This is a genomic window from Shewanella aestuarii (assembly GCF_014647215.1).
Taxonomy (GTDB): domain Bacteria; phylum Pseudomonadota; class Gammaproteobacteria; order Enterobacterales; family Shewanellaceae; genus Shewanella; species Shewanella aestuarii.
This window is the reverse complement of the sequence record NZ_BMOT01000005.1, coordinates 175,119-194,352: the sequence shown is the minus strand read 5'-3', so window position 1 is coordinate 194,352 and position 19,234 is coordinate 175,119. Positions and strand designations below refer to the sequence as shown.

16 protein-coding genes are annotated in these 19,234 nt (G+C 41.5%); 9 read left to right on the top strand and 7 right to left on the bottom strand.

What is annotated here, in order from left to right; genetic code table 11:
• Positions 1 to 39: 39 nt before the first annotated feature.
• The gene (gene grpE, locus IEY03_RS09615; RefSeq protein ID WP_188841151.1) at positions 40 to 654 is read right to left on the bottom strand and encodes a nucleotide exchange factor GrpE; all 615 of its coding nucleotides are present in this window, start codon (positions 652 to 654) and stop codon (positions 40 to 42) included.
• Positions 655 to 812: 158 nt separating this feature from the next.
• Here grpE and nadK point away from each other — a divergent pair, with 158 nt between their 5' ends.
• From nadK to IEY03_RS09600, 3 genes are all read left to right on the top strand, one after another.
• Positions 813 to 1,691, top strand: coding sequence for an NAD(+) kinase (gene nadK / locus IEY03_RS09610; protein ID WP_188841150.1), 879 nt, complete (start codon positions 813 to 815; stop codon positions 1,689 to 1,691).
• Between the two features lie 358 nt (positions 1,692 to 2,049).
• On the top strand, positions 2,050 to 3,705 hold the full coding sequence (locus IEY03_RS09605; protein ID WP_188841149.1) for an L-lactate permease: 1,656 nt from the start codon (positions 2,050 to 2,052) through the stop codon (positions 3,703 to 3,705).
• Between the two features lie 67 nt (positions 3,706 to 3,772).
• A complete protein-coding gene (locus IEY03_RS09600) occupies positions 3,773 to 6,577 on the top strand; it encodes an FAD-binding and (Fe-S)-binding domain-containing protein (RefSeq protein WP_188841148.1) in 2,805 nt (934 codons plus the stop codon).
• A 122-nt stretch (positions 6,578 to 6,699) separates the two neighbouring features.
• Here the strand turns inward: IEY03_RS09600 and IEY03_RS09595 are convergent, their stop codons facing one another.
• Together IEY03_RS09595 and IEY03_RS09590 are read right to left on the bottom strand one after the other, a co-directional pair.
• On the bottom strand, positions 6,700 to 7,767 hold the full coding sequence (locus tag IEY03_RS09595) for a CobW family GTP-binding protein (RefSeq protein ID WP_188841147.1): 1,068 nt from the start codon (positions 7,765 to 7,767) through the stop codon (positions 6,700 to 6,702).
• The gene (locus tag IEY03_RS09590; protein WP_188841146.1) at positions 7,764 to 9,053 is read right to left on the bottom strand and encodes a DEAD/DEAH box helicase; all 1,290 of its coding nucleotides are present in this window, start codon (positions 9,051 to 9,053) and stop codon (positions 7,764 to 7,766) included. Before IEY03_RS09590 ends, IEY03_RS09595 begins: the two co-directional genes overlap by 4 nt.
• 214 nt (positions 9,054 to 9,267) lie before the next feature.
• On the opposite strand from IEY03_RS09590, the gene IEY03_RS09585 reads away from it, so the two are divergent.
• The 3 genes from IEY03_RS09585 to IEY03_RS09575 all read left to right on the top strand — a co-directional run bounded on the left by IEY03_RS09585 (position 9,268) and on the right by IEY03_RS09575 (position 11,856).
• On the top strand, positions 9,268 to 9,891 hold the full coding sequence (locus IEY03_RS09585; RefSeq protein ID WP_188841145.1) for a peptidylprolyl isomerase: 624 nt from the start codon (positions 9,268 to 9,270) through the stop codon (positions 9,889 to 9,891).
• A 225-nt stretch (positions 9,892 to 10,116) separates the two neighbouring features.
• Positions 10,117 to 11,265 carry an L-threonine dehydrogenase gene (gene yiaY, locus IEY03_RS09580; protein ID WP_188841144.1) on the top strand — a complete coding sequence of 383 codons (1,149 nt, stop codon included), beginning with the start codon at positions 10,117 to 10,119 and terminating at the stop codon, positions 11,263 to 11,265.
• 225 nt (positions 11,266 to 11,490) lie between these two features.
• Positions 11,491 to 11,856 carry a cytoplasmic protein gene (locus tag IEY03_RS09575; RefSeq protein WP_188841143.1) on the top strand — a complete coding sequence of 122 codons (366 nt, stop codon included), beginning with the start codon at positions 11,491 to 11,493 and terminating at the stop codon, positions 11,854 to 11,856.
• Between the two features lie 72 nt (positions 11,857 to 11,928).
• Here the strand turns inward: IEY03_RS09575 and IEY03_RS09570 are convergent, their stop codons facing one another.
• Both IEY03_RS09570 and IEY03_RS09565 read right to left on the bottom strand, forming a co-directional pair.
• Positions 11,929 to 13,062, bottom strand: coding sequence for a response regulator (locus tag IEY03_RS09570; protein WP_188841142.1), 1,134 nt, complete (start codon positions 13,060 to 13,062; stop codon positions 11,929 to 11,931).
• A 44-nt stretch (positions 13,063 to 13,106) separates the two neighbouring features.
• Positions 13,107 to 13,895, bottom strand: coding sequence for an MlaA family lipoprotein (locus tag IEY03_RS09565; protein WP_229778262.1), 789 nt, complete (start codon positions 13,893 to 13,895; stop codon positions 13,107 to 13,109).
• 278 nt (positions 13,896 to 14,173) lie between these two features.
• Here IEY03_RS09565 and IEY03_RS09560 point away from each other — a divergent pair, with 278 nt between their 5' ends.
• The 3 genes from IEY03_RS09560 to IEY03_RS09550 all read left to right on the top strand — a co-directional run bounded on the left by IEY03_RS09560 (position 14,174) and on the right by IEY03_RS09550 (position 18,108).
• Positions 14,174 to 16,330 (top strand): hypothetical protein, encoded by a 2,157-nt coding sequence (locus IEY03_RS09560; protein WP_188841141.1) that lies wholly within the window; start codon positions 14,174 to 14,176, stop codon positions 16,328 to 16,330.
• 18 nt (positions 16,331 to 16,348) lie between these two features.
• Entirely contained in the window at positions 16,349 to 16,666 is a 318-nt protein-coding gene (locus tag IEY03_RS09555) for an EscU/YscU/HrcU family type III secretion system export apparatus switch protein (RefSeq protein WP_188841140.1), read from the top strand.
• A 104-nt stretch (positions 16,667 to 16,770) separates the two neighbouring features.
• Positions 16,771 to 18,108, top strand: a complete 1,338-nt coding sequence (locus IEY03_RS09550) for an RsmB/NOP family class I SAM-dependent RNA methyltransferase (RefSeq protein ID WP_188841139.1) — start codon at positions 16,771 to 16,773, stop codon at positions 18,106 to 18,108.
• Between the two features lie 153 nt (positions 18,109 to 18,261).
• Here IEY03_RS09550 and IEY03_RS09545 read toward each other — a convergent pair whose 3' ends face one another.
• Both IEY03_RS09545 and IEY03_RS09540 read right to left on the bottom strand, forming a co-directional pair.
• On the bottom strand, positions 18,262 to 18,660 hold the full coding sequence (locus tag IEY03_RS09545; protein ID WP_188841138.1) for a DUF2802 domain-containing protein: 399 nt from the start codon (positions 18,658 to 18,660) through the stop codon (positions 18,262 to 18,264).
• Between the two features lie 77 nt (positions 18,661 to 18,737).
• The gene (locus IEY03_RS09540; RefSeq protein WP_188841137.1) at positions 18,738 to 19,232 is read right to left on the bottom strand and encodes a chemotaxis protein CheW; all 495 of its coding nucleotides are present in this window, start codon (positions 19,230 to 19,232) and stop codon (positions 18,738 to 18,740) included.
• Positions 19,233 to 19,234 lie beyond the last annotated feature (2 nt).

Genomic DNA, 19,234 nt, shown 5'->3' with positions numbered 1-19,234 from the left:
CATTCATCCATTCACATTATTCGACTAACAATCACTCGATTATGCTTGTGTATCGATACTGGCTCCGCCTTGCGATACCATCACCATTGCCGGGCGTAAAAGACGATCATTTAAAATGTAGCCTTTTTGCATCACTAACATCACAGTGTTTTCAGGATATTCAGCACTGGGTTGCATGCCAATCGCCTGATGATGTTCAGGGTTAAAAGTTTCACCTAACGGGCTAACTTGAACGACACCAAACTTTTCAACTGAGCTTAAGAAACCTTTCATGGTTAACTCAACGCCTTCGTATAACGCTTTAGTGGCTTCATTTTCAGCAGAAGTCCCTTGTAACGCGCGCTCCATGTTATCAAGCACAGGTAGCAACTCATTGGCGAACTTTTCTAAGGCAAACTTACGTGCCTGCTCAACGTCTTTGGCCGCACGAGTACGAATATTTTGAGTTTCTGCAGCAGCACGTATTTCAACATCTTTGCGCTCTGCTAAAGCCGCTTCTGAGGCCGCTAATAATTGCTCCAATTCTTCAACGCGAAAGTTTGCTTGGGTTAACTCATCCATTAAGCTCGCTTCATCAGCTTCAATGACTATACCTTCTTCCACTTGATTTTTGGTTTCGATATCTTGTGGATCGTAGTTTGACTCGTTGCTCATTTTCACTCCAGCTAAAAAATGCGATTTTTTTGGTAATCATAATTGAAACATGCCAGATGCAGATTAATTATCACCACACTGACACTTTTAATTCGTTTGGGTATATTATGGGGATCAATTTTGGCGTTTCAAGCCTTTTAAGGCCAACAAATATCAATATGACCAAAAAGTTTAATACTATCGGCCTTATCGGCAAACCGCATCACCAAGGTACAAACTTAACCTTAAAACGTTTGCATCATTGGTTATCAGTGCAAGGCTACAAAGTGATTGTCGAATCTCGCGTATCGGCTGAACTGGGTAATGATGTTGCCTCTATGGACTTATTAGACATGGGCGAACATTGTGATCTGGCCATCGTCGTCGGCGGTGATGGTAATATGCTGGGCGCGGCAAGAGTACTGGCACGCTTTGATGTTGCCGTAATAGGTGTTAACCGTGGTAATTTAGGCTTTTTAACTGACCTGCCACCTGACAACTTTGAAGATGCTTTGGCTGATGTATTAGACGGTGAATTTGAAACAGAACACCGATTTTTGTTAGAAGCTGAAGTCCATCGTTATGGCAAAATCACCTCCAGTAACACCGCGGTAAACGAAGCGGTTTTGCACCCTGGCAAAATTGCTCATATGATCCAGTTTGAGGTCTACATTGACGAGCAGTTTATGTATAGCCAACGTGCTGATGGGATGATTATTTCCACGCCAACCGGTTCAACCGCTTATTCATTGTCCGCTGGAGGGGCTATTTTAACACCTAATTTGCAGGCATTGATCTTGGTTCCTATGTTTCCACATACCTTGTCATGCAGACCTATCGTCGTCGATGCTTGTAGTACCATAAAATTAGTGGTCTCACCGGATAACGGTGAAAATCTTGAAGTTAGCTGTGATGGTCATGTTCATCTAGCCGTTTTACCCGGAGATGAAATTATTATTCGCCGCTCAAGCGAGCAACTGCGACTCATCCACCCTAAAGGGCATAATTATTTTCACGTATTACGAAATAAATTAGGCTGGGGAAGCAAATTATTCTAAATGTACACGGTATTATTTTTCATCATCCACATCTAATATCAGGGTGGTAAAGCCATATTTATCACCCTGATTACTCACCTCGTGAGTTAGTTCACATTCACAATCACTAATATTCAGTAAAGTTGCCTCACAATTCACCCCCATACAAAGCATGACGAAGATCACTAATGCAAAAAGTTAAAATCGATCCGTGTCGCAATATCTGTGGGCTAGGTGACAGTCTGGTTTTAAGATGATCTTGATCAAATATTCAAGTCACAAAATACAGTCTATTAGACTCACTTCGCGCAATATTGAAGCATAAAGCCCAAATAAAATTCAGACCTTAATTTAATATTCGACAAGCAAAGAGGTATTCATGACAACGTTACAGCTACTCGCGAGCTTAACGCCAATAATAAGCGTTATGGTTTTTCTCGTGTTACTCAGATTACCCGCATCAAAAGCGATGCCAATCTCAATGATTGCCACAGGTCTAGCCGCCATTTTTATTTGGCAAATGGATACCACCTTACTAGCTGCCTCTGTTGTAGAGGGGCTTCTTTCTGCACTGACACCGCTGACCATTATTTTTGGGGCGGTGTTTTTGCTTAATACGCTTAAATACTCTGGTGCGATGGACACCATTAGAGCAGGCTTTACGAATATCAGTGCCGATGCTCGAGTTCAAGTAATCATTATTTGTTGGCTATTCGGATCATTCATCGAAGGTTCTGCAGGTTTTGGTACTCCCGCAGCGATTGGGGCACCATTATTAGTATTACTTGGTGTTCCGCCCATTGCCGCGGCAGTGGTTGCACTCATTGCCGATTCAACCTCTGTATCATTTGGCGCAATTGGCTTACCTGTTTTATTTGGTATGGAACAGGGGTTGATGGAAAATGGTGTGTCGATGGCAACCGAACAAATTGCCGCTCATGGTGGAAGTTTTGTTGATTATGCCCAGTTTATTGCTATGCATATGATCACCATTGATTTAATTACTGGTTCATTATTACCCTTGGTCATAGTGTCGGTATTAACCGGATTTTTTGGCAGAAACAAGTCATTTAAAGAAGGACTACAAATTTGGAAGTTTGCCCTATTTGCAGGCTTTGCCTTTACTATACCGGCTTGGATGATTAACTATATCGCTGGTCCAGAGTTTCCGTCAGTAATTGGTGCATTAATTGGTATGGCTGTCGTGATCCCTGTTGCTAAAAAAGGCTGGTTATTACCCGCAACGCCATGGCACGATTTTGCCGATAATGAAGAAAAAGCTGCAGATGACGTTGAAACCGATAAACCAACTGATGCTAAGTTTTCACAAATTGCCGCATGGTCACCCTATATCATTATGGCGGCGCTTTTGGTGTTATCGCGTATCGTCACTCCATTTAAAGCGTGGCTAAATAGCTTTAATATCAGCTGGACAGGATTATTAGGCACTGAGTTAAAAGCCGGTTTTGCCACTTTTTATGCACCAGGGATTTTCTTCGTACTGGTTTGTGTATTTGGGTTTATTTTATTTAAGATGAAGCCTAAGGCCATTAAACAATCTATTACTGTGTCATGCAGTTCTATGCTGCCAACCATTATCTCCTTAGGTGCATCTGTGCCTATGGTAAAAATCTTCTTAAATTCAGGCGCCAACTCAGCCGGTTTAGCCTCCATGCCTGTCGCCTTAGCTGACTTACTCGCTAATACTATGGGCTCTGTATGGGGCTGGGTGTCGCCTATTGTTGGGATCTTCGGTGCTTTCTTATCAGGCTCTGCTACTTTCTCTAATATGATGTTCTCAGGCTTACAGTTCTCAGTTGCAGACAATATTGGGATGAACCATGCATTAGTGCTAGCACTTCAAGGAATTGGTGCCAACGCAGGGAACATGATGTGTGTCATGAACGTTGTTGCCGCAGCGACTGTGGTTGGTATGGCAGGTAGAGAATCTGAAATTATTCGTAAAACAATGCCTATCGCGCTGGGTTATGCGTTAGTAGCAGGCACAATAGCTGTGATTTGGGGCGGCTTCTAACTTATTTGTCAGTTATTAATGCAGCAAGTCTTAATGGCTTGCTACTGCGATAACAAGAGAAAACATTATGACGATCAATTATCAAACTATCATGCAAGAGCTAAGCGCTCAACTGGGTAACAGTGCGGTAAGCAATGATCCAGTGCGTCGCTTTGCGTGGTCAACCGATGCGAGTTATTTCCGTATCGTACCTGAAATAGTGGTTCATGCAGATAACCTTGAACAGGTTAAAATCACCTTAGCCGTGGCACGTGAACACAATGCCCCTGTTACCTATCGCGCTGCGGGCACGAGTTTATCAGGCCAAGCTATTGGTGAAGGCATTCTATTAATTCTAGGTCATGACGGTTTTAGAACCATCAATATCAGTGATGATAAAAATAAAATCACTTTGGGCTGTGCGGTAATTGGTGCTGACGCCAATGCTGCTTTAAAGCCATTCAATAAAAAAATCGGCCCAGATCCTGCCACCTTAAATGCGGCTAAAATTGGCGGAATAGTATCGAATAATGCTTCGGGTATGTGCTGTGGTACCGCACAAAACAGTTATCAGACCATTGCATCGATAAAACTGGTTTTTGCCGATGGCACTGAATTAGATACCGGCTGTGAACAATCAAAAGCGGCATTCAAACAAAGTCATCCTGAGCTACTTGCAAACCTAAGCTCTCTTGCCGAGATGACGCAGAATAATGCTACTTTAGCAGCACGGATCCATAAAAAGTTTTCAATCAAAAACACCACAGGATATAGCATTAATGCTTTAGTGGATTTTACTGATCCTTTTGATTTAATTAACCATTTAATTGTTGGCGCTGAAGGCACCCTGGCTTTTGTTAACGAGGTAACCTACCACACAGTTGAAGAAGCCTTATTTAAGGCCTCTGCTATGGCGGTGTTTTTCAGTATGGAAGATGCCGCCAGTGCGGTTCCACCAATGAAAGGCGACAGCGTCGCTGCGGTTGAGTTATTAGATTGGGCATCGATAAAATCTGTAACCGGCAAACCGGGCATGCCAACATGGTTGAATCAACTGCCTGAGGGTGCCGCTATTTTATTGATTGAGTGTCGTGCTAATGATAAGGCAACACTCGCTCAATATACTCAGGATGTCATTAACAAAATTGCCCATATCAAAACCGAACGCCCAATTGAGTTCAGCAGCGATCCGGCTATTTTTGGTAAATATTGGGCTATGCGCTCAGGATTATTTCCCATTATTGGTGGTCAACGCCCTAAAGGCACATCGGTTATTATTGAAGATGTGGCATTTGAACTTGAACATCTTGCCGCCGCTGCAGCTGATTTAACCGCGCTATTCCATAAACATGGTTATCCTGAAGGGGTTATTTATGGCCATGCATTAGCGGGGAATTTCCATTTCATTATTACCCCGACCTTCTCTACTCAAGCTGATATTCAAACCTTCCACGCATTTATGCAAGATGTGGCAGAAATGGTTATCAATAAGTATGACGGCTCGATGAAAGCAGAGCATGGCACTGGCCGTGCTGTTGCACCATTTGTTGAAATGGAATGGGGCGCAGATGCTTACACTTTGATGAAACAAATTAAGCATATTTTTGATCCTCAAGGATTGTTAAATCCAGGGGTGATTTTAAATGATGACGCCGAAATTCATGTTAAAAACATCAAGCCATGTCCTGTTGTAGATGACTTTGTCGACAAATGTATTGAATGTGGATTTTGTGAAAAAACCTGCCCAACATCGGCACTTAACTTTTCACCTCGTCAGCGTATCGCGACATTACGAGAAATTGAACGCTTAGAACAAGCTGGTGAGAAACAAGCTGCAGCTGAAATGCGTGTTAGCTCAAAATACGATGTCATTGATACCTGTGCAGCATGCCAGTTATGTACTATTGCTTGTCCGGTTGACAACAGCATGGGACAACTTGTGCGTAAATTGCGCACACCGTATATCACCACCACAGAACAAAAAGTATTAGATTTTCAAGCCAATCATTTTGGTCTGGTGAATAGTGCCATCAGTACTGGTTTCAATATTCTCGGTACTATCCATAAACTGACGGGGGCAACGATTACTAACTCGATCATGAATGTCGGGCGTATGGTGACCAAAGAAGTGCCTTATTGGAATCCTGACTTCCCCAAAGGTGGCAATGTGGGTAAACCATCGGCATTTATTCCAGGGCAACCTTCGGTCGTCTATTTCCCAGCTTGTGGCGGTCGAACTTTTGGACCGACGCCAAAAGATCCTGACAATCGTACATTAGCGGAAGTGGTGATCACCCTGTTGGAACGCGCTGGCTATAACGTCATTACTCCCAATAACACCCGAGACTTGTGCTGTGGGCAGATGTGGGAATCAAAAGGTGATTTTAAAAATGCCGATGCCAAACGTGATGAATTAATTGATTCCCTTAGCCAGTTAAGTGATAACGGCAAAGTGCCTGTTGTAGTAGATGCGCTTTCTTGTACCTACCGCACTTTAACAGGAAATCCCAAGGTGGAAATCCATGATCTTGTTGAGTTTATGCATGATAAAATTTTACCAAATGTAACTATTACTCAAAAAGCCAATGTGACATTACATCAAGGTTGTAGTGCTCGAAAAATGCATCTCGAACCGAAACTTCAAGGGATCGCCGATGCGTGTGCGAAACACGTCGTAATGCCTGAAGGCATTAGCTGCTGTGGTTATGCTGGTGAAAAAGGCCTATATAAACCAGAAATCAATGCCAGTGCTTTACGAAATATAAAAAAACTGATCCCGACAGCCACCAAAGAAGGTTATTACGCCAATAGAATGTGTGAAGTGGGATTAACGCAGCATAGTGGTATTTCCTATCGCCACTTAGCCTATCTTTTAGAAGAGTGTACTCGATAAGTCGCTAAATCTTATCGCAATAAACCTGTCAAATGGCAGGTTTATTGCTATCAGAGAGCTAAACAACTAAAGATAAAATTTAGATCAACCTTATCGCAAGCTCTTAATATAACCCGTCAACATTATTCATCAATACAGGCGATTAACGATTGCTGTAGCTCAGCACTATTGAGTGAATGTTCTGTGATGATTTCTAAGCGAGAATCCACTGCTTCATCTAATTCAGATAAATGCAATGTTGAATCAACCATGTTAATCCCTAATATGCCGTCAAAGGTAATCATTACCGCTTTAAGGCGGATGATATCCGGGCGTTTAAACGTCTCCACCCAGCGCATCAATAAGTCAAAATTAAAAGTCATACTTGGACTAATAAGCCAGCCAATACTATAACAACCATCACCTTGATTGAGTTTGCATATGATCTCCCCTTCCATCAAAACGGGTGTAGGGGCTTCATCAATTTGATTAAACCACATACTTGACTCTGAAGTTGCTCGGTTCAAAAGTGAAGTCGGTGCAGAACTGTGCTGTGAGGTATTAACAGTAGATGTTTTTTTTCGTGCTGGTGTATTTAAACTTGCGAGTATTTCATTGATAAAATCATCGGACAGAAAATAATTACCGCCTTGCAACACTCTTGGGCTAATGACGAGTTGGCTGAGAAAATCTTGCAAATCCACTAACTCATTATGCTGATACAGCTCTGTTTTACTGGTAACAATGAGATCAGCTATTAACAATTGTTGGCGATAAGTATCATGGTCACGATAACTTTGCAGTGCAAGCTTACGGGCATCGACTAAACACACGCTCGCTTGCAAGTTAATTACTTGGGCATAATGCGGAGCTGATAACACTTTAATGATTTCTTGTGGGTGGCCTATCCCAGTCGGCTCGATTAATAGCCTATCTGGTTTAGCACGTTGAATTATCTGATTAATTGCCACCTGAATTGGGACTCCGGCAGCACAGCAGAGGCAGCCACCCGCGACCTCTTTTATCACAACGCCAGTATGATTAGCGCCATTGATTAATCCGGCATCAATGCCAATTTCACCAAATTCATTCACCAATACCGCCCAAACTTCATGTTCAGGTTTGTGACTCAATAGCTGCTTAATTAGACTGGTTTTACCCACACCTAAAAAGCCTGTAATTATGTTGGTTTTTACCGGATTAATTATCATTTTTTCGTTTTACTGTACTTGCCTTTACGTTGCGGTTTACCTGAGTCTTTATCAAACTGACCTGAACGGTTATTACGATTTGGACGTGCGTGCTTTTTCATGGTTTTAGTCGGCTCAGCATCCTGCTCTCGGTAACGGGCTGGAAGCGGCGCGCCTTGCTCATAACCAGCCACCACACTTAAATGAAGCTTTTGCTGAATCACTTCTTCAATCGCAATTAGGCATTCTTGCTCCTGCGGACTGACCAGCGAAATGGCTTCACCTGATAATCCTGCTCGCCCAGTTCGGCCAATTCGATGCACATAATCTTCAGGCTCTTCAGGAAGCTCAAAGTTAATCACACGCGGTAAGGCTTGAATATCTAACCCTCTTGCGGCTAAATCAGTTGCGACTAATACCCGCAACTTGCCCGATTTAAACTCTTCAAGCGCCTTGCTACGTGCCCCTTGAGATTTATCGCCATGGAACACCGCACTTTTAATGCCATCTAAACTTAATTCTTTCTGAAGATGGTCAGCGGTTTCTTTACGGCTAGTAAACACCATCACTTGTTGCCAATTATGTTTACCGATCAGTTCAGAGAGCAACTCCGCTTTACGACGTTTATCGACTTGATAGCCAAGTTGCGACACTGTTGTTGCTGTTGTGGCCATTGCGACATTGACGTATTCAGGCTCTATTAACATCTTGTCAGCTAACAGTTTAATCTCGTCTGAAAACGTTGCTGAAAACATCATGGTTTGGTGATGACGGTTAATTAAACGCTTCACTTTTTCGATATCTTTAACAAACCCAAGGTCGAGCATGCGGTCGGCTTCATCGATAACTAGATACGTCACCGTATCCAGCTGCAAATCATGTTGTCCGACCAAATCGAACAATCTGCCTGGTGTTGCCACTAAAATATTCACGCCCTGGGTAATTGCGGCAAGTTGTGGGCGAATACTCGCTCCGCCATATACAGCAGCACTTTTTAGCGGTAAATGTTGGCAATATTGCACAATATTTTGTTCAATTTGAATCGCAAGCTCGCGAGTCGGCGTCATGATCAGCACTGTTAAGGCCGGATTGGCTAGCTGATGTTCATCCACATTCGAAAGCATTTCGATTAATGGCAATGCAAAAGCTGCTGTTTTACCTGTGCCAGTCTCGGCATTAGCCAATACATCTTTACCCGCTTGGATCAGTGGGATCACGGCCATCTGAACAGGCGTGGGGGTCACATAGCCAATATCAGCAAGTGCTTGTTGAATTTCAGGCTTTAATCCTAGCGATAAAAATGACATAACAGACTCTACATAATAAAAAGAATTAGCAATCGCGTATTGTATACCGAATTAACCAGAAACTCAGAAAAATCAGCACCACAGCAATTAAAAAGCCACTCAACACCTGACTTATCAAAGTAACAGTTTGTATCCCTTAAGCGTTTTTTATTGAATCTATGTGCTAAAACAGCAAATATATCCGCAAATTTATAACAATTTCATCAAGGAATGTATGAAACACTATTTACTTGCCGCTGCTATTTGCGGTTTAACCGCTTGTGGTGGTTCTGACTCATCGCCCGAAACACCCACAACTCCGCCCGCCCCCGCACCAGAATTAACTGTGAGTCAGTGTTATGTTGTAGACACCTCAATGGGAGAATTTACCCTAGGAATTGATAACACCCATATGCCGATTACTGCAGCAAATTTTAGTCGATATGTCGCCGATAAATTTTATGACGGTACCCTATTTCACCGTGTTGCCAATAATTTTGTTAATCAGGGTGGTGGGTTTACAACCGGGTTAAATGCTAAGACAACCTTTGATCCCATTAAAAATGAGTCAAGCGTAGGCCTTAAAAATGATCGCGGCACTATTGCTATGGCCCGCACCCAAATATCAGACTCAGCAACCAGCCAGTTCTTTATTAATATCCATGATAATGACAATTTGAACTACCCAAGCCAAGGTGGCTATGCGGTATTTGGTAAGGTGGTTGCAGGCATGGAAGTGGTCGATATTATGAATGCGGTAAATACAACTTCAGTGCAAAAAAATGGCGTTACTTTTACCCATGTTCCCGTTGAAGAAATTGTGATTAACAGTATTACTGAGGCTAACTGCCCGGGTTAATCTATAGCGTTAAATTTTTCAGCTATTTGTTGTGTATAAAAGAGATCCACTTTCTTTTGTACACAACAACTCGTCCAATCGCATTTTTTACAAAACTTTCGGTTCCGTAACAAAACTACTCCTAAATAAGTACTAACAGCGCTATTCTTTGATATTGCTCACAAATACTGGCTTATGACATTGGTATGTTAACTACAGATAAAATAATCCGTAGAGGTAACAACCATGGCGACAAAATTTTTTATTCCTAGCGTCAATATCTTAGGCCAAAACAGCGTAGAGGAAGCCGTTAAAGATATTAAAAGCTTTGGGTTTAAACATGCGCTTATCGTAACTGACAAACCTTTAGTCAAAATTGGTTTAGTCGCCAAAGTTGCTGATAAGTTACAAACAGAAAATATCCAAGTGTCTATTTTTGATGGTGTTCAGCCCAACCCAACGACAGGTAACGTTGAAGCAGGTTTAGCCTTATTGAATAGCAATAAATGTGATTTCATTATTTCATTGGGCGGCGGCTCTCCACATGATTGTGCTAAAGGCATTGCATTGGTGGCGACAAACGGAGGCCAAATTAAAGATTATGAAGGTGTCGATGTCTCAACAAAACCGCAATTACCTCTAGTCGCCATCAATACCACCGCCGGCACAGCCAGTGAAATGACGCGTTTTTGTATCATCACAGATGAAGCGCGTCACATCAAAATGGCAATTGTAGATAAAAACACTACCCCGATTTTATCCGTCAATGATCCAGAGTTAATGCTTGATAAGCCGGCATCGCTAACTGCAGCTACGGGTATGGACGCTCTGACTCACGCTGTTGAGGCTTATGTGTCAATTGCTGCGAATCCTATAACTGATGCCTGTGCTATTAAAGCCATTGAGCTCATTAAAGCTAATTTGGTGAATGCGGTTAAAGATGGACAAAATATTGATGCTCGTGAACAAATGGCCTATGCACAGTTTTTAGCAGGCATGGCGTTTAACAATGCAAGTTTAGGTTATGTACATGCGATGGCCCACCAGCTTGGCGGTTTTTACGACTTACCTCATGGTGTGTGCAATGCGATTTTGCTTCCCCATGTGCAAAACTATAACGCCAAAGTTGTACCTCAGCGTTTGGCCGATGTAGCCAAAGCAATGGGGGAGAACATTAATGGATTATCAGCTGAATTAGGCGCAAAACTGGCTATCGAAGCAATTAAGAATTTATCTGAGTCAGTAGATATTCCGGCAACACTCACAGAGTTGGGAGTAAAAGCTGAAGATATTCCTACTCTTGCGGAAAATGCACTTAAAGATGCGTGTGGCTTTACTAATCCGCAGCAGGCAAGCTTTGATGAGATTTGTCAAATTTACCAAGCGGCATTATAGTGTTTTGCGAAGATTAAAAATCACATAGCACATATAAACCAGCTGAGTGATATGACTAAAGCTCGCGTTTTCGCGGGCTTTTTATTGGTTAAATTTTGTTTACCAACAACTGGTTAGTCGATACATTAGTAAAAGCGAACCTACCTCTCAGTTCTGATAATATCGATTGACCCCCAAGGAATTTAAGGTCTATGATGAATCAACTTAAAAAAAAAGGTACTCACAATGACAGCGATTACTCATGTTCACAATTACACCGTTCGTTGCCCTCATTATCAAGAAAATGACAAACAAGCTAGCTGGCATAATCATATCGAAGTTAACCACTCTTGCGAAATTGCCTTAGACAGAATCACCAAATGGCATAACAATGCTGGTAGCAAACTATTTGAAATCGACGGCATGACTATTCGTAAAGCCGATAAAGAAGAAGCTTACTTTGCTATGCGAAGCAGTCGTTTGAAGAACGATTGTCACGGCTTAGTGACATTTAAAGTCTATTTAGATAATTGCTGTCAAGATGCGTCTGTAAACGACATCATGACGCATTTGATCCAGGATTATCAGCAACGCTGCGAAAAAATTAGTTGATCAGCTAAGCGTTAGGAAACACAAAAAGGCTTAGCAAATGCTAAGCCTTTTATTTTAACCTTTGGGAAAACACTAACCACAATCGAGTTGCATAAAGCCACCAGCATGGGTGCTTTCATCAAAAATTAACCCTTTGAAATGATTTTTAAGCAATTCTTGTTGATGTTCCTGATGGTGGGTACCAATACAAAGGTTTTCCCCTGCGGCAAGTTGTCGTTTTTGTATGCTAGGCTTACTCCACAATACAGAGCCGATGGGCTGACAGTCTGGCAATGCTAACGGTAATAGCCCTGTGATGTTGCGTAAATAGCATCTTAGTCCTGAACCCGCTCGAGCTATTGTTGCTTCGTAGTTAGATAAATCAACACTGATATAAATCATATCCGTAATGATATGTAGCCCTGATCCCACCATACGGTCATTTAAATAGTTCAACATCTCCACAGGGCAAATAAGTACATTGCTTGAACCTGTTCGGAAGTTTTTAAGCTTCTGATTAATAAAACTACTCAGTAAGACACAGCCGAAAGCGGCACTATTATCTTCTGGCTGAAAATGTGCCATATACATAATAAGATGTTTCTCTCCCACCATAGTTGAATCAATAAAATAAGCACTGACATCACTATTTTTGAATAGACTGTAATCAATTGATGCATGGGGATATTGAATGTGAGAAGTGGGAAAAAGCTGTTGCTGCACATTTTTTGCTGCGTGAGCACTTTGCTCTAACATCAACAGATTATTGTTTAATTCTTGATAAGATAATTCAGCCAATTGACGTTCAAAAACATCAGTAGGATCATAAGCGACTTTTGCACTATGGGAAGCAGATTGACTGAGTGCCTGCTCAATAGCTGCCTCAATAATAAATAAATCTGCAACGGGTTTCACAAGATAATCGCAAGCACCAATCCGTAATGCCTCAACCACATCAGACATCACATCGTTACCCGAAATAACAATCGCAGGCACATTAGCATTAATAACCATCATTTGCCTTAACATGGGTAAACCACCCAACTTAGGCATATTAAGATCGGCTATGACAATATCAAATTTAAGCTCACTGAAAAAATCCAACCCTTGCCTGCCATTACTAGCATGTTTAACGTTCGCCCCTTTACTGTGTAAAAAGTCTGTCAATAATTGACTAAAAATTGGGTCATCTTCAACAAATAAAACGGATATATCTGTTAGTGCCATACTACAACTCCACAGATGAAAACTGCCAGAGTGCTCGTCTCTGGCTATTCTAGCTCATCCATATACTCATCTAAAAGCGCATCATCTTGTTGGATTTGAGGCACATTACCATCATAAACTTTATAATCCATGTGCTGAAAATAGGCTTCTTTAACAAAGGTATATGGGTCAAGCGCATTGTCTAATAATCTTTCCTGATCAATTGCGGCTGCACGAGAATGTAAGCCTTTTAAAGCCCACTTCAATCCAGATTGCCACAAAGTAAACTCAGACAAAGGAAAGTATAGACCATCAACCCAATCTGTAGCGAGTTCACGCGTAACATAAGGCCCTAAAAATGGTGCCATAAAATAAGGTCCGTTTGGCACACCGTAGTAACCAAGGACTTCATTGAAGTCATCATCTTTACGCGGCATCCCCATCATTTCAGCAACATCAACAATTCCAAGAAGCCCCAAAGTACTATTAATAGTAAAACGTCCACCTGCATTAGCAGACCATCCCCATTTACCCTGAAGAGCATTATTGACCATCGAACTAGGTTCTTCAAAATTACGCACAAAATTATCAACCCCAGTTTTTACGGGGCGGGGAATATAATCATTGTAACCATGGGCAACGGGTCTGAATAAGTACTTATCAAAATACAAATAATTTAGATCCCACATTGCACGGTTAAATCCTTCAAAAGGATCGCGCGGATCATTATAGGTAAGGGTAACCGAAGGGGTTACTTCATCTGTTTGAAGTGACTTACTCTCTGGCTCATTTGCAGTAGCTAAACTCGAATTAAGCAACAACAAAGGAAGCAACATCCTTTTATACTTCGTCATAACACTCTCTTAAAAAGACAACGGCTAAAGCTAATAAACAAACTGCTATTTTTGTCGTTTTTATTAAAGCAATGATTGTTCAAGTCGATAAATATTGAGATAGTAAATCTCGATTTCAATTCTTGGCAATTAAATGAGTCACTAGTGACCATTAACTGTAAGAAGCTTTCAAGCTGCTAAGGATACTGCAGCCTTGATAAATCGCAAAATCAAAATTGTAATAATAGATTAATCTTTAGTTTACTATTTTACAAAAAGGGAACATTTAAGGCCATAACATGCAGGCGCCAAACGTTACATTGCAATCTTCGTCACCAGTAGGCCAAGACGCTGGCAAACCAGAACTCACTAACAAGATTACGGGTTCAGCTAACCAAATCCAAAATTTATCACCTAGTAACCCGGTTTCTGCAAACGTTCCGCCACCGGCTAATTCAAATAACTCAAGTAGCTCAAATAGTTCTGCCGCCGCCCCATCCGCGACCAAGATTCCCGATGGTGTAAAATCTACATCTACGCCAATACCAAGTGCGGGGCAAACATCTGCAACGATAATAACCGTTAGTGATAAATCCTTGATTGCGACAAATAATCTACAGCCGGTGCAGGTAATAACTCCAGAGCCGGGTGCAACGCCATCACAAACGGTGAATGTTGCTATCGCAAATCAGCAGTACCAACTTAACTTGAGCGCCGAATTACAGAAATTATTACAAACCACAAGTAAAATAATGATTACTGCAGATGCTGTAAAAGCTATCAATTTACAAAAAATATCATTAGAAACAGGCCTTGCACCATCAACGCCAACTGTTTCACAACCAAAAGCGATTATAGAACAAAACCCAAAGATACAGAGCCAATTAGTATTGTTGGCTCAAGCCATTCAAATCAAATTGCCAGCATCACTAACAGCCCTTGCTGCACAAAATGGGGTTTCTACAACTCAACTATCACAACTGGCCTCTCGTCCACAGGGATATCCACTACCGAATGCTTTTATTAATCAGCAACAGTTAACGTTTGTTGATGGCCCGACGATTAAACTGGACAACATCAGCTTAACTAAAGGACAATATTTAGCCAGCATTGTTAAGGTAGATCAACGTCTCATATTAACGCTGACTCCTGTTCAGGCCGAAGTTAAAGTTAATTTAACGCCCTCAACCTTAATGCCTGATACGCCGGCCAATGTTAAACAAGAATCAATTGTAATAAGTAAACCAGAGGCCTCTCAGGTATTGAATTTGTTGTTTAAAAAGCTTGAAGCATCATTGATAGTGACAGAGTCATCAGTAACTAAAAAACCGCAAAGCTTGACAGCTACAGCCGACAATCAACAAAAGTTACCGCCATCATCGACGCCGAATGCCGATACTAAATCCATTATCGGTTCAGATAGCATTTCCAAAAATAAAATTGACGTATCAGCCGCTCAAAAAATGGCGCAAGATATTGCAGGTTCACTTAAAGGTTCAGTCTTAACAACTGATTCAGTAAAAAATATCACTAAAGGTTTAGAAAACGCTCCCTTAGGCGTCGCAGCACAAAGCCCAAAGTTATCTCCCCCAATTGCACATAAAGAGACCCTAGCCCCCATGGCGGTGCTACAAAAAGCATTATCCAAAGCAGGTGCTATGCCGCTGATGCTCCAAAAAAACATTCAACCGCCGCAAAATTTGGCGTTAGAGCTACTAAAGCTAATACCTCAACTTGCCCCACAACCTTTGAGCACGCTAACAGAGCCGGCGCAATTATTAGGTGAGTTACAAAGTATTACCAGTTTAAATCTTGCTCAAAGCCATACTCCATCGCAATCACAACTGTTTTCTGGTGGAGCCATTACAACCTTATTTCAGTTAATGTTAGGCGTAAAAGCTCAGAGCACAGGCAAACAAATCAGTGAGAAGCTACAAAACCATTTACAGCTGCTGCAACGATTGACCGGAAAAAATAGTGGCGGATTAGGCGGTTTGCTTGGCCTACTAGAAAAAGCCGGAACGCTTGATAGCATGAGTCAATTAGCTAGCAGTTTTCAATTATATCAACAAGCCAGTAGCGGTAATGAACAAGCCCTAAACTGGTACTTCGCTCTGCCCTATTCTCTTAATCAAAGAAATGAGCAATTTGAGGGACATTTTCAAAAAGAAGAGAGTGATGATGCCGACAAGCAAACTAACTGGCGATTACAGCTAAAATTTAACTTATCTGAAGGGGCTGTTTTGATACAAGCGCATAAAAAAGCTCACGTACTGGATCTAAAGTTTAAAGGCAATAACCAGTATCTATTAGATAAGATCACCCGTTTTAATTCGGAGTTAGCCCAAAAAATTAGCCAAATTGGCTTTACACCGGGTGAGTTCACAACACAGATAGCCAGTATTCCCGCAACCTTATTGCCTGGCGATCACTTTTTAGTAAAAACACGAGCTTAACTGACTTGAGAAATACATATGCAAGATAATGATTCTTCACCGAAAATAAAACAGGCTGTTGCGCTTAGTTTTGATGGCAAAAATGCCCCCAAAGTAACCGCCTCCGGTAAAGATCTCCTTGCCGAAGAGATTATAGCACTGGCCAAAGATGCTGGAATTCATATCCACCAAGATCCTCACTTAGCAGAGTTTTTACAATTACTTGAAGTGGGTGATGAGGTTCCTAAAGAATTGTATTTGTTAATTGCCGAGCTGATTGCATTCGTTTATATGCTTGAAGGTAAATTTCCAGAGCAATGGAATAACTTACATCAGCGTATTTTGACTGAAGTATAAACCGCATCCAGCTCTTTAACTGCGCGGGTAATGGCATGGTCAAATCAATGTCCAACGTGATAAACTGTCATTTCTATTATCTTAAGTAATGACATCCAATATTCATGACTGACTCTCTATTACCTATCAGCAAAGTGGCCAATACTGGCGCCGAAAAGCGTGCTCTAAGTTATGCCAGCACAATTTTTAACCTATTTGATAATGTCCTTAGTACTAAACAACCCGCTGATCGTGTCATCGCCAATTACTTCAGAGAGCATAAAAAACACGGTTCTAAAGATCGCCGCGTAATTAGAGAAAGCTTATTTGGTTTGTTCCGTTGGTGGGGCTGGATACAACAACTTGGCAACCATAAACAAGAAGAAATATTTTTCAGTATGTTAGCCAGCGCAGCCCAACTCGAAAACCATCCATGGATAGATATTCGCGATGGTTGGCTAGCCTTTAGCATGCAGTACGATGCCGCAAAGCCTCTTCCCATACCTATATCTGAAAGTGTTAACGATAAGCTTAATACTTTTCAACAGTTTTCAAATATTCATACGGCAACCGTTGAGCAACTACTACCTGATTGGTTTTGGCAACATTGTGCTATTGAATCGGGACTCGAAAAGCAGTTATTAGTGCAGGCAATGAGTACTCGCCCTCCTATTTGGGCCAGAGCACAGCAAGCTTCAAGACAGGTCGTATTGCAAAAGTTATCGCGGGATAACGTTGAGGCCAGTGGGTCTGAATTCTTCGATGATACGATTAATCTGGGACATAACAGTTTAAATCTCAATCAAGTAGCGGCATATACTGAGGGGTACTTAGAAATACAGGATTTAGCTTCTCAGGTTATTGGCCAAATGTGCGCCCCGCAAGCAAACAGTCAATGGTGGGATGCATGTTCTGGTGCAGGAGGTAAAAGCCTGCAACTATTATCATTAATGCAGCATAGCGGCATTGAAGGGAATATTATTGCATCTGACATTCGCACTCATGCTCTTACTGAATTGTTAAAACGAGCCAAAAGATCTCGCTTTAATCATATCAGCATTGCACCTTGGAAAACGGATTTACTTCCAGTAAAAGCAAGTTACTTTGATGGCGTCTTGGTTGATGCTCCTTGCAGCTGTACAGGTACGTGGAGAAGAAACCCTGATATGCGCTGGATTGATGATTCCAGCGCTATTACAGAAAAACCTGAATTACAGTTGGATATCTTACAGCGTAGCGCAGCTGCGGTAAAAGTGGGCGGAGAATTGGTCTACGCCACTTGTTCATTAATGGAAGTTGAAAATCAATCTGTTGTAGCGGCTTTTTTAAAATCCAATTCACATTTTGAACTTGAACGCCTTATTCATCCGTTTACTGGCGAAACAACGACTATGCTGACTGTATGGCCTCAACAAGCAGACACAGATGGGATGTTCGTTGTCAAAATGCGTCGCAAACGTTAATTCAACATGATAAAAATTTGCTCTCGCTAGTCAATAGTGGACGTATACCTCTTTAAGCGATGGTTTTAAGAGATGATATTTGAGGTGGCTTTCGTGTTCAACTCGCTTTAAAAAATGCCATTACAGTTGTAATGGCATTTTTTATTGAGGTAGTTACTTCTTATGTAGACGTAATAATAGTTCAACCTCAGCTTTGGGTAATTCACATTCCCGCATAAGCTCATCAATATCTGCACCTAAAGCAATCATTTTAACGGCGCGGGAATATAACTTAGCTTGGGGATCTTGCTGGCTAGTTTCTTCAATTAATTCAGATTGAGCATTTTGTTTTTTTTCTAATTCAATCAGCTTTCGTCCCATGCCAATGGTACCGCTGCGGAGTTCATTAAGCTCTCTTTTTACCGACTCACGTTGGCGATCGCTTTCTTTAACGAGCAAGGTTAACGCATCGACTTTACTTTTCAACTTACTTGATTGCTGCTGCAAGTAAAACATTAATCCAACGCTCGAAACAACATACACTAAGGCTGCAATTAAATATTCATTACCCATGTTTGATTCTCAAAAAGGCCTATAACAAAAAAGCCAGCATACTGAATGAGCTGGCGCTTTGTCACTGAAAAAGGTATTTAAATGTCGCTTAATTCAGCCCATTCATCATCTGACAATAACTTATCAAGGTCGACTAAGATCAATAACTCATTATCACGGTTGCTTACACCTTGGATAAACTTGGCACTTTCTTCAGTACCGACATTAGGTGCGTTATCAATTTCAGAACGGCGAAGATAAACGACTTCAGCCACGCTATCAACTAGAATACCAATCACTTGCTTTTCCGCTTCGATAATCACAATACGCGTTGAGTCATCGACATCAGCAGATTGAAGACCAAATCTTGATCGGGTATCAATAACCGTAACAACATTGCCACGAAGATTGATAATCCCTAATACATAATTAGGCGCACCCGGCACAGGCGCTATTTCCGTGTAACGCAATACTTCTTGCACTTGCATTACATTAATACCATAGGTTTCATTATCTAATTTAAATGTAACCCACTGTAATACTGCATCGTCTGAACCTGCAGCGACAGCTGCTACACTTCTAGAATCACTCATAG

Coding starts and splice junctions, on each gene's coding strand:
- IEY03_RS09565 (WP_229778262.1), bottom strand. CDS start 13,895: ATGACGAAGTATAAAAGGATGTTGCTTCCTTTGTTGTTGCTTAATTCG.
- IEY03_RS09585 (WP_188841145.1), top strand. CDS start 9,268: ATGAAACACTATTTACTTGCCGCTGCTATTTGCGGTTTAACCGCTTGT.
- IEY03_RS09545 (WP_188841138.1), bottom strand. CDS start 18,660: ATGGGTAATGAATATTTAATTGCAGCCTTAGTGTATGTTGTTTCGAGC.
- grpE (WP_188841151.1), bottom strand. CDS start 654: ATGAGCAACGAGTCAAACTACGATCCACAAGATATCGAAACCAAAAAT.
- IEY03_RS09550 (WP_188841139.1), top strand. CDS start 16,771: ATGACTGACTCTCTATTACCTATCAGCAAAGTGGCCAATACTGGCGCC.
- yiaY (WP_188841144.1), top strand. CDS start 10,117: ATGGCGACAAAATTTTTTATTCCTAGCGTCAATATCTTAGGCCAAAAC.
- IEY03_RS09555 (WP_188841140.1), top strand. CDS start 16,349: ATGCAAGATAATGATTCTTCACCGAAAATAAAACAGGCTGTTGCGCTT.
- IEY03_RS09590 (WP_188841146.1), bottom strand. CDS start 9,053: ATGTCATTTTTATCGCTAGGATTAAAGCCTGAAATTCAACAAGCACTT.
- IEY03_RS09560 (WP_188841141.1), top strand. CDS start 14,174: ATGCAGGCGCCAAACGTTACATTGCAATCTTCGTCACCAGTAGGCCAA.
- IEY03_RS09600 (WP_188841148.1), top strand. CDS start 3,773: ATGACGATCAATTATCAAACTATCATGCAAGAGCTAAGCGCTCAACTG.
- nadK (WP_188841150.1), top strand. CDS start 813: ATGACCAAAAAGTTTAATACTATCGGCCTTATCGGCAAACCGCATCAC.
- IEY03_RS09595 (WP_188841147.1), bottom strand. CDS start 7,767: ATGATAATTAATCCGGTAAAAACCAACATAATTACAGGCTTTTTAGGT.
- IEY03_RS09575 (WP_188841143.1), top strand. CDS start 11,491: ATGACAGCGATTACTCATGTTCACAATTACACCGTTCGTTGCCCTCAT.
- IEY03_RS09605 (WP_188841149.1), top strand. CDS start 2,050: ATGACAACGTTACAGCTACTCGCGAGCTTAACGCCAATAATAAGCGTT.
- IEY03_RS09570 (WP_188841142.1), bottom strand. CDS start 13,062: ATGGCACTAACAGATATATCCGTTTTATTTGTTGAAGATGACCCAATT.
- IEY03_RS09540 (WP_188841137.1), bottom strand. CDS start 19,232: ATGAGTGATTCTAGAAGTGTAGCAGCTGTCGCTGCAGGTTCAGACGAT.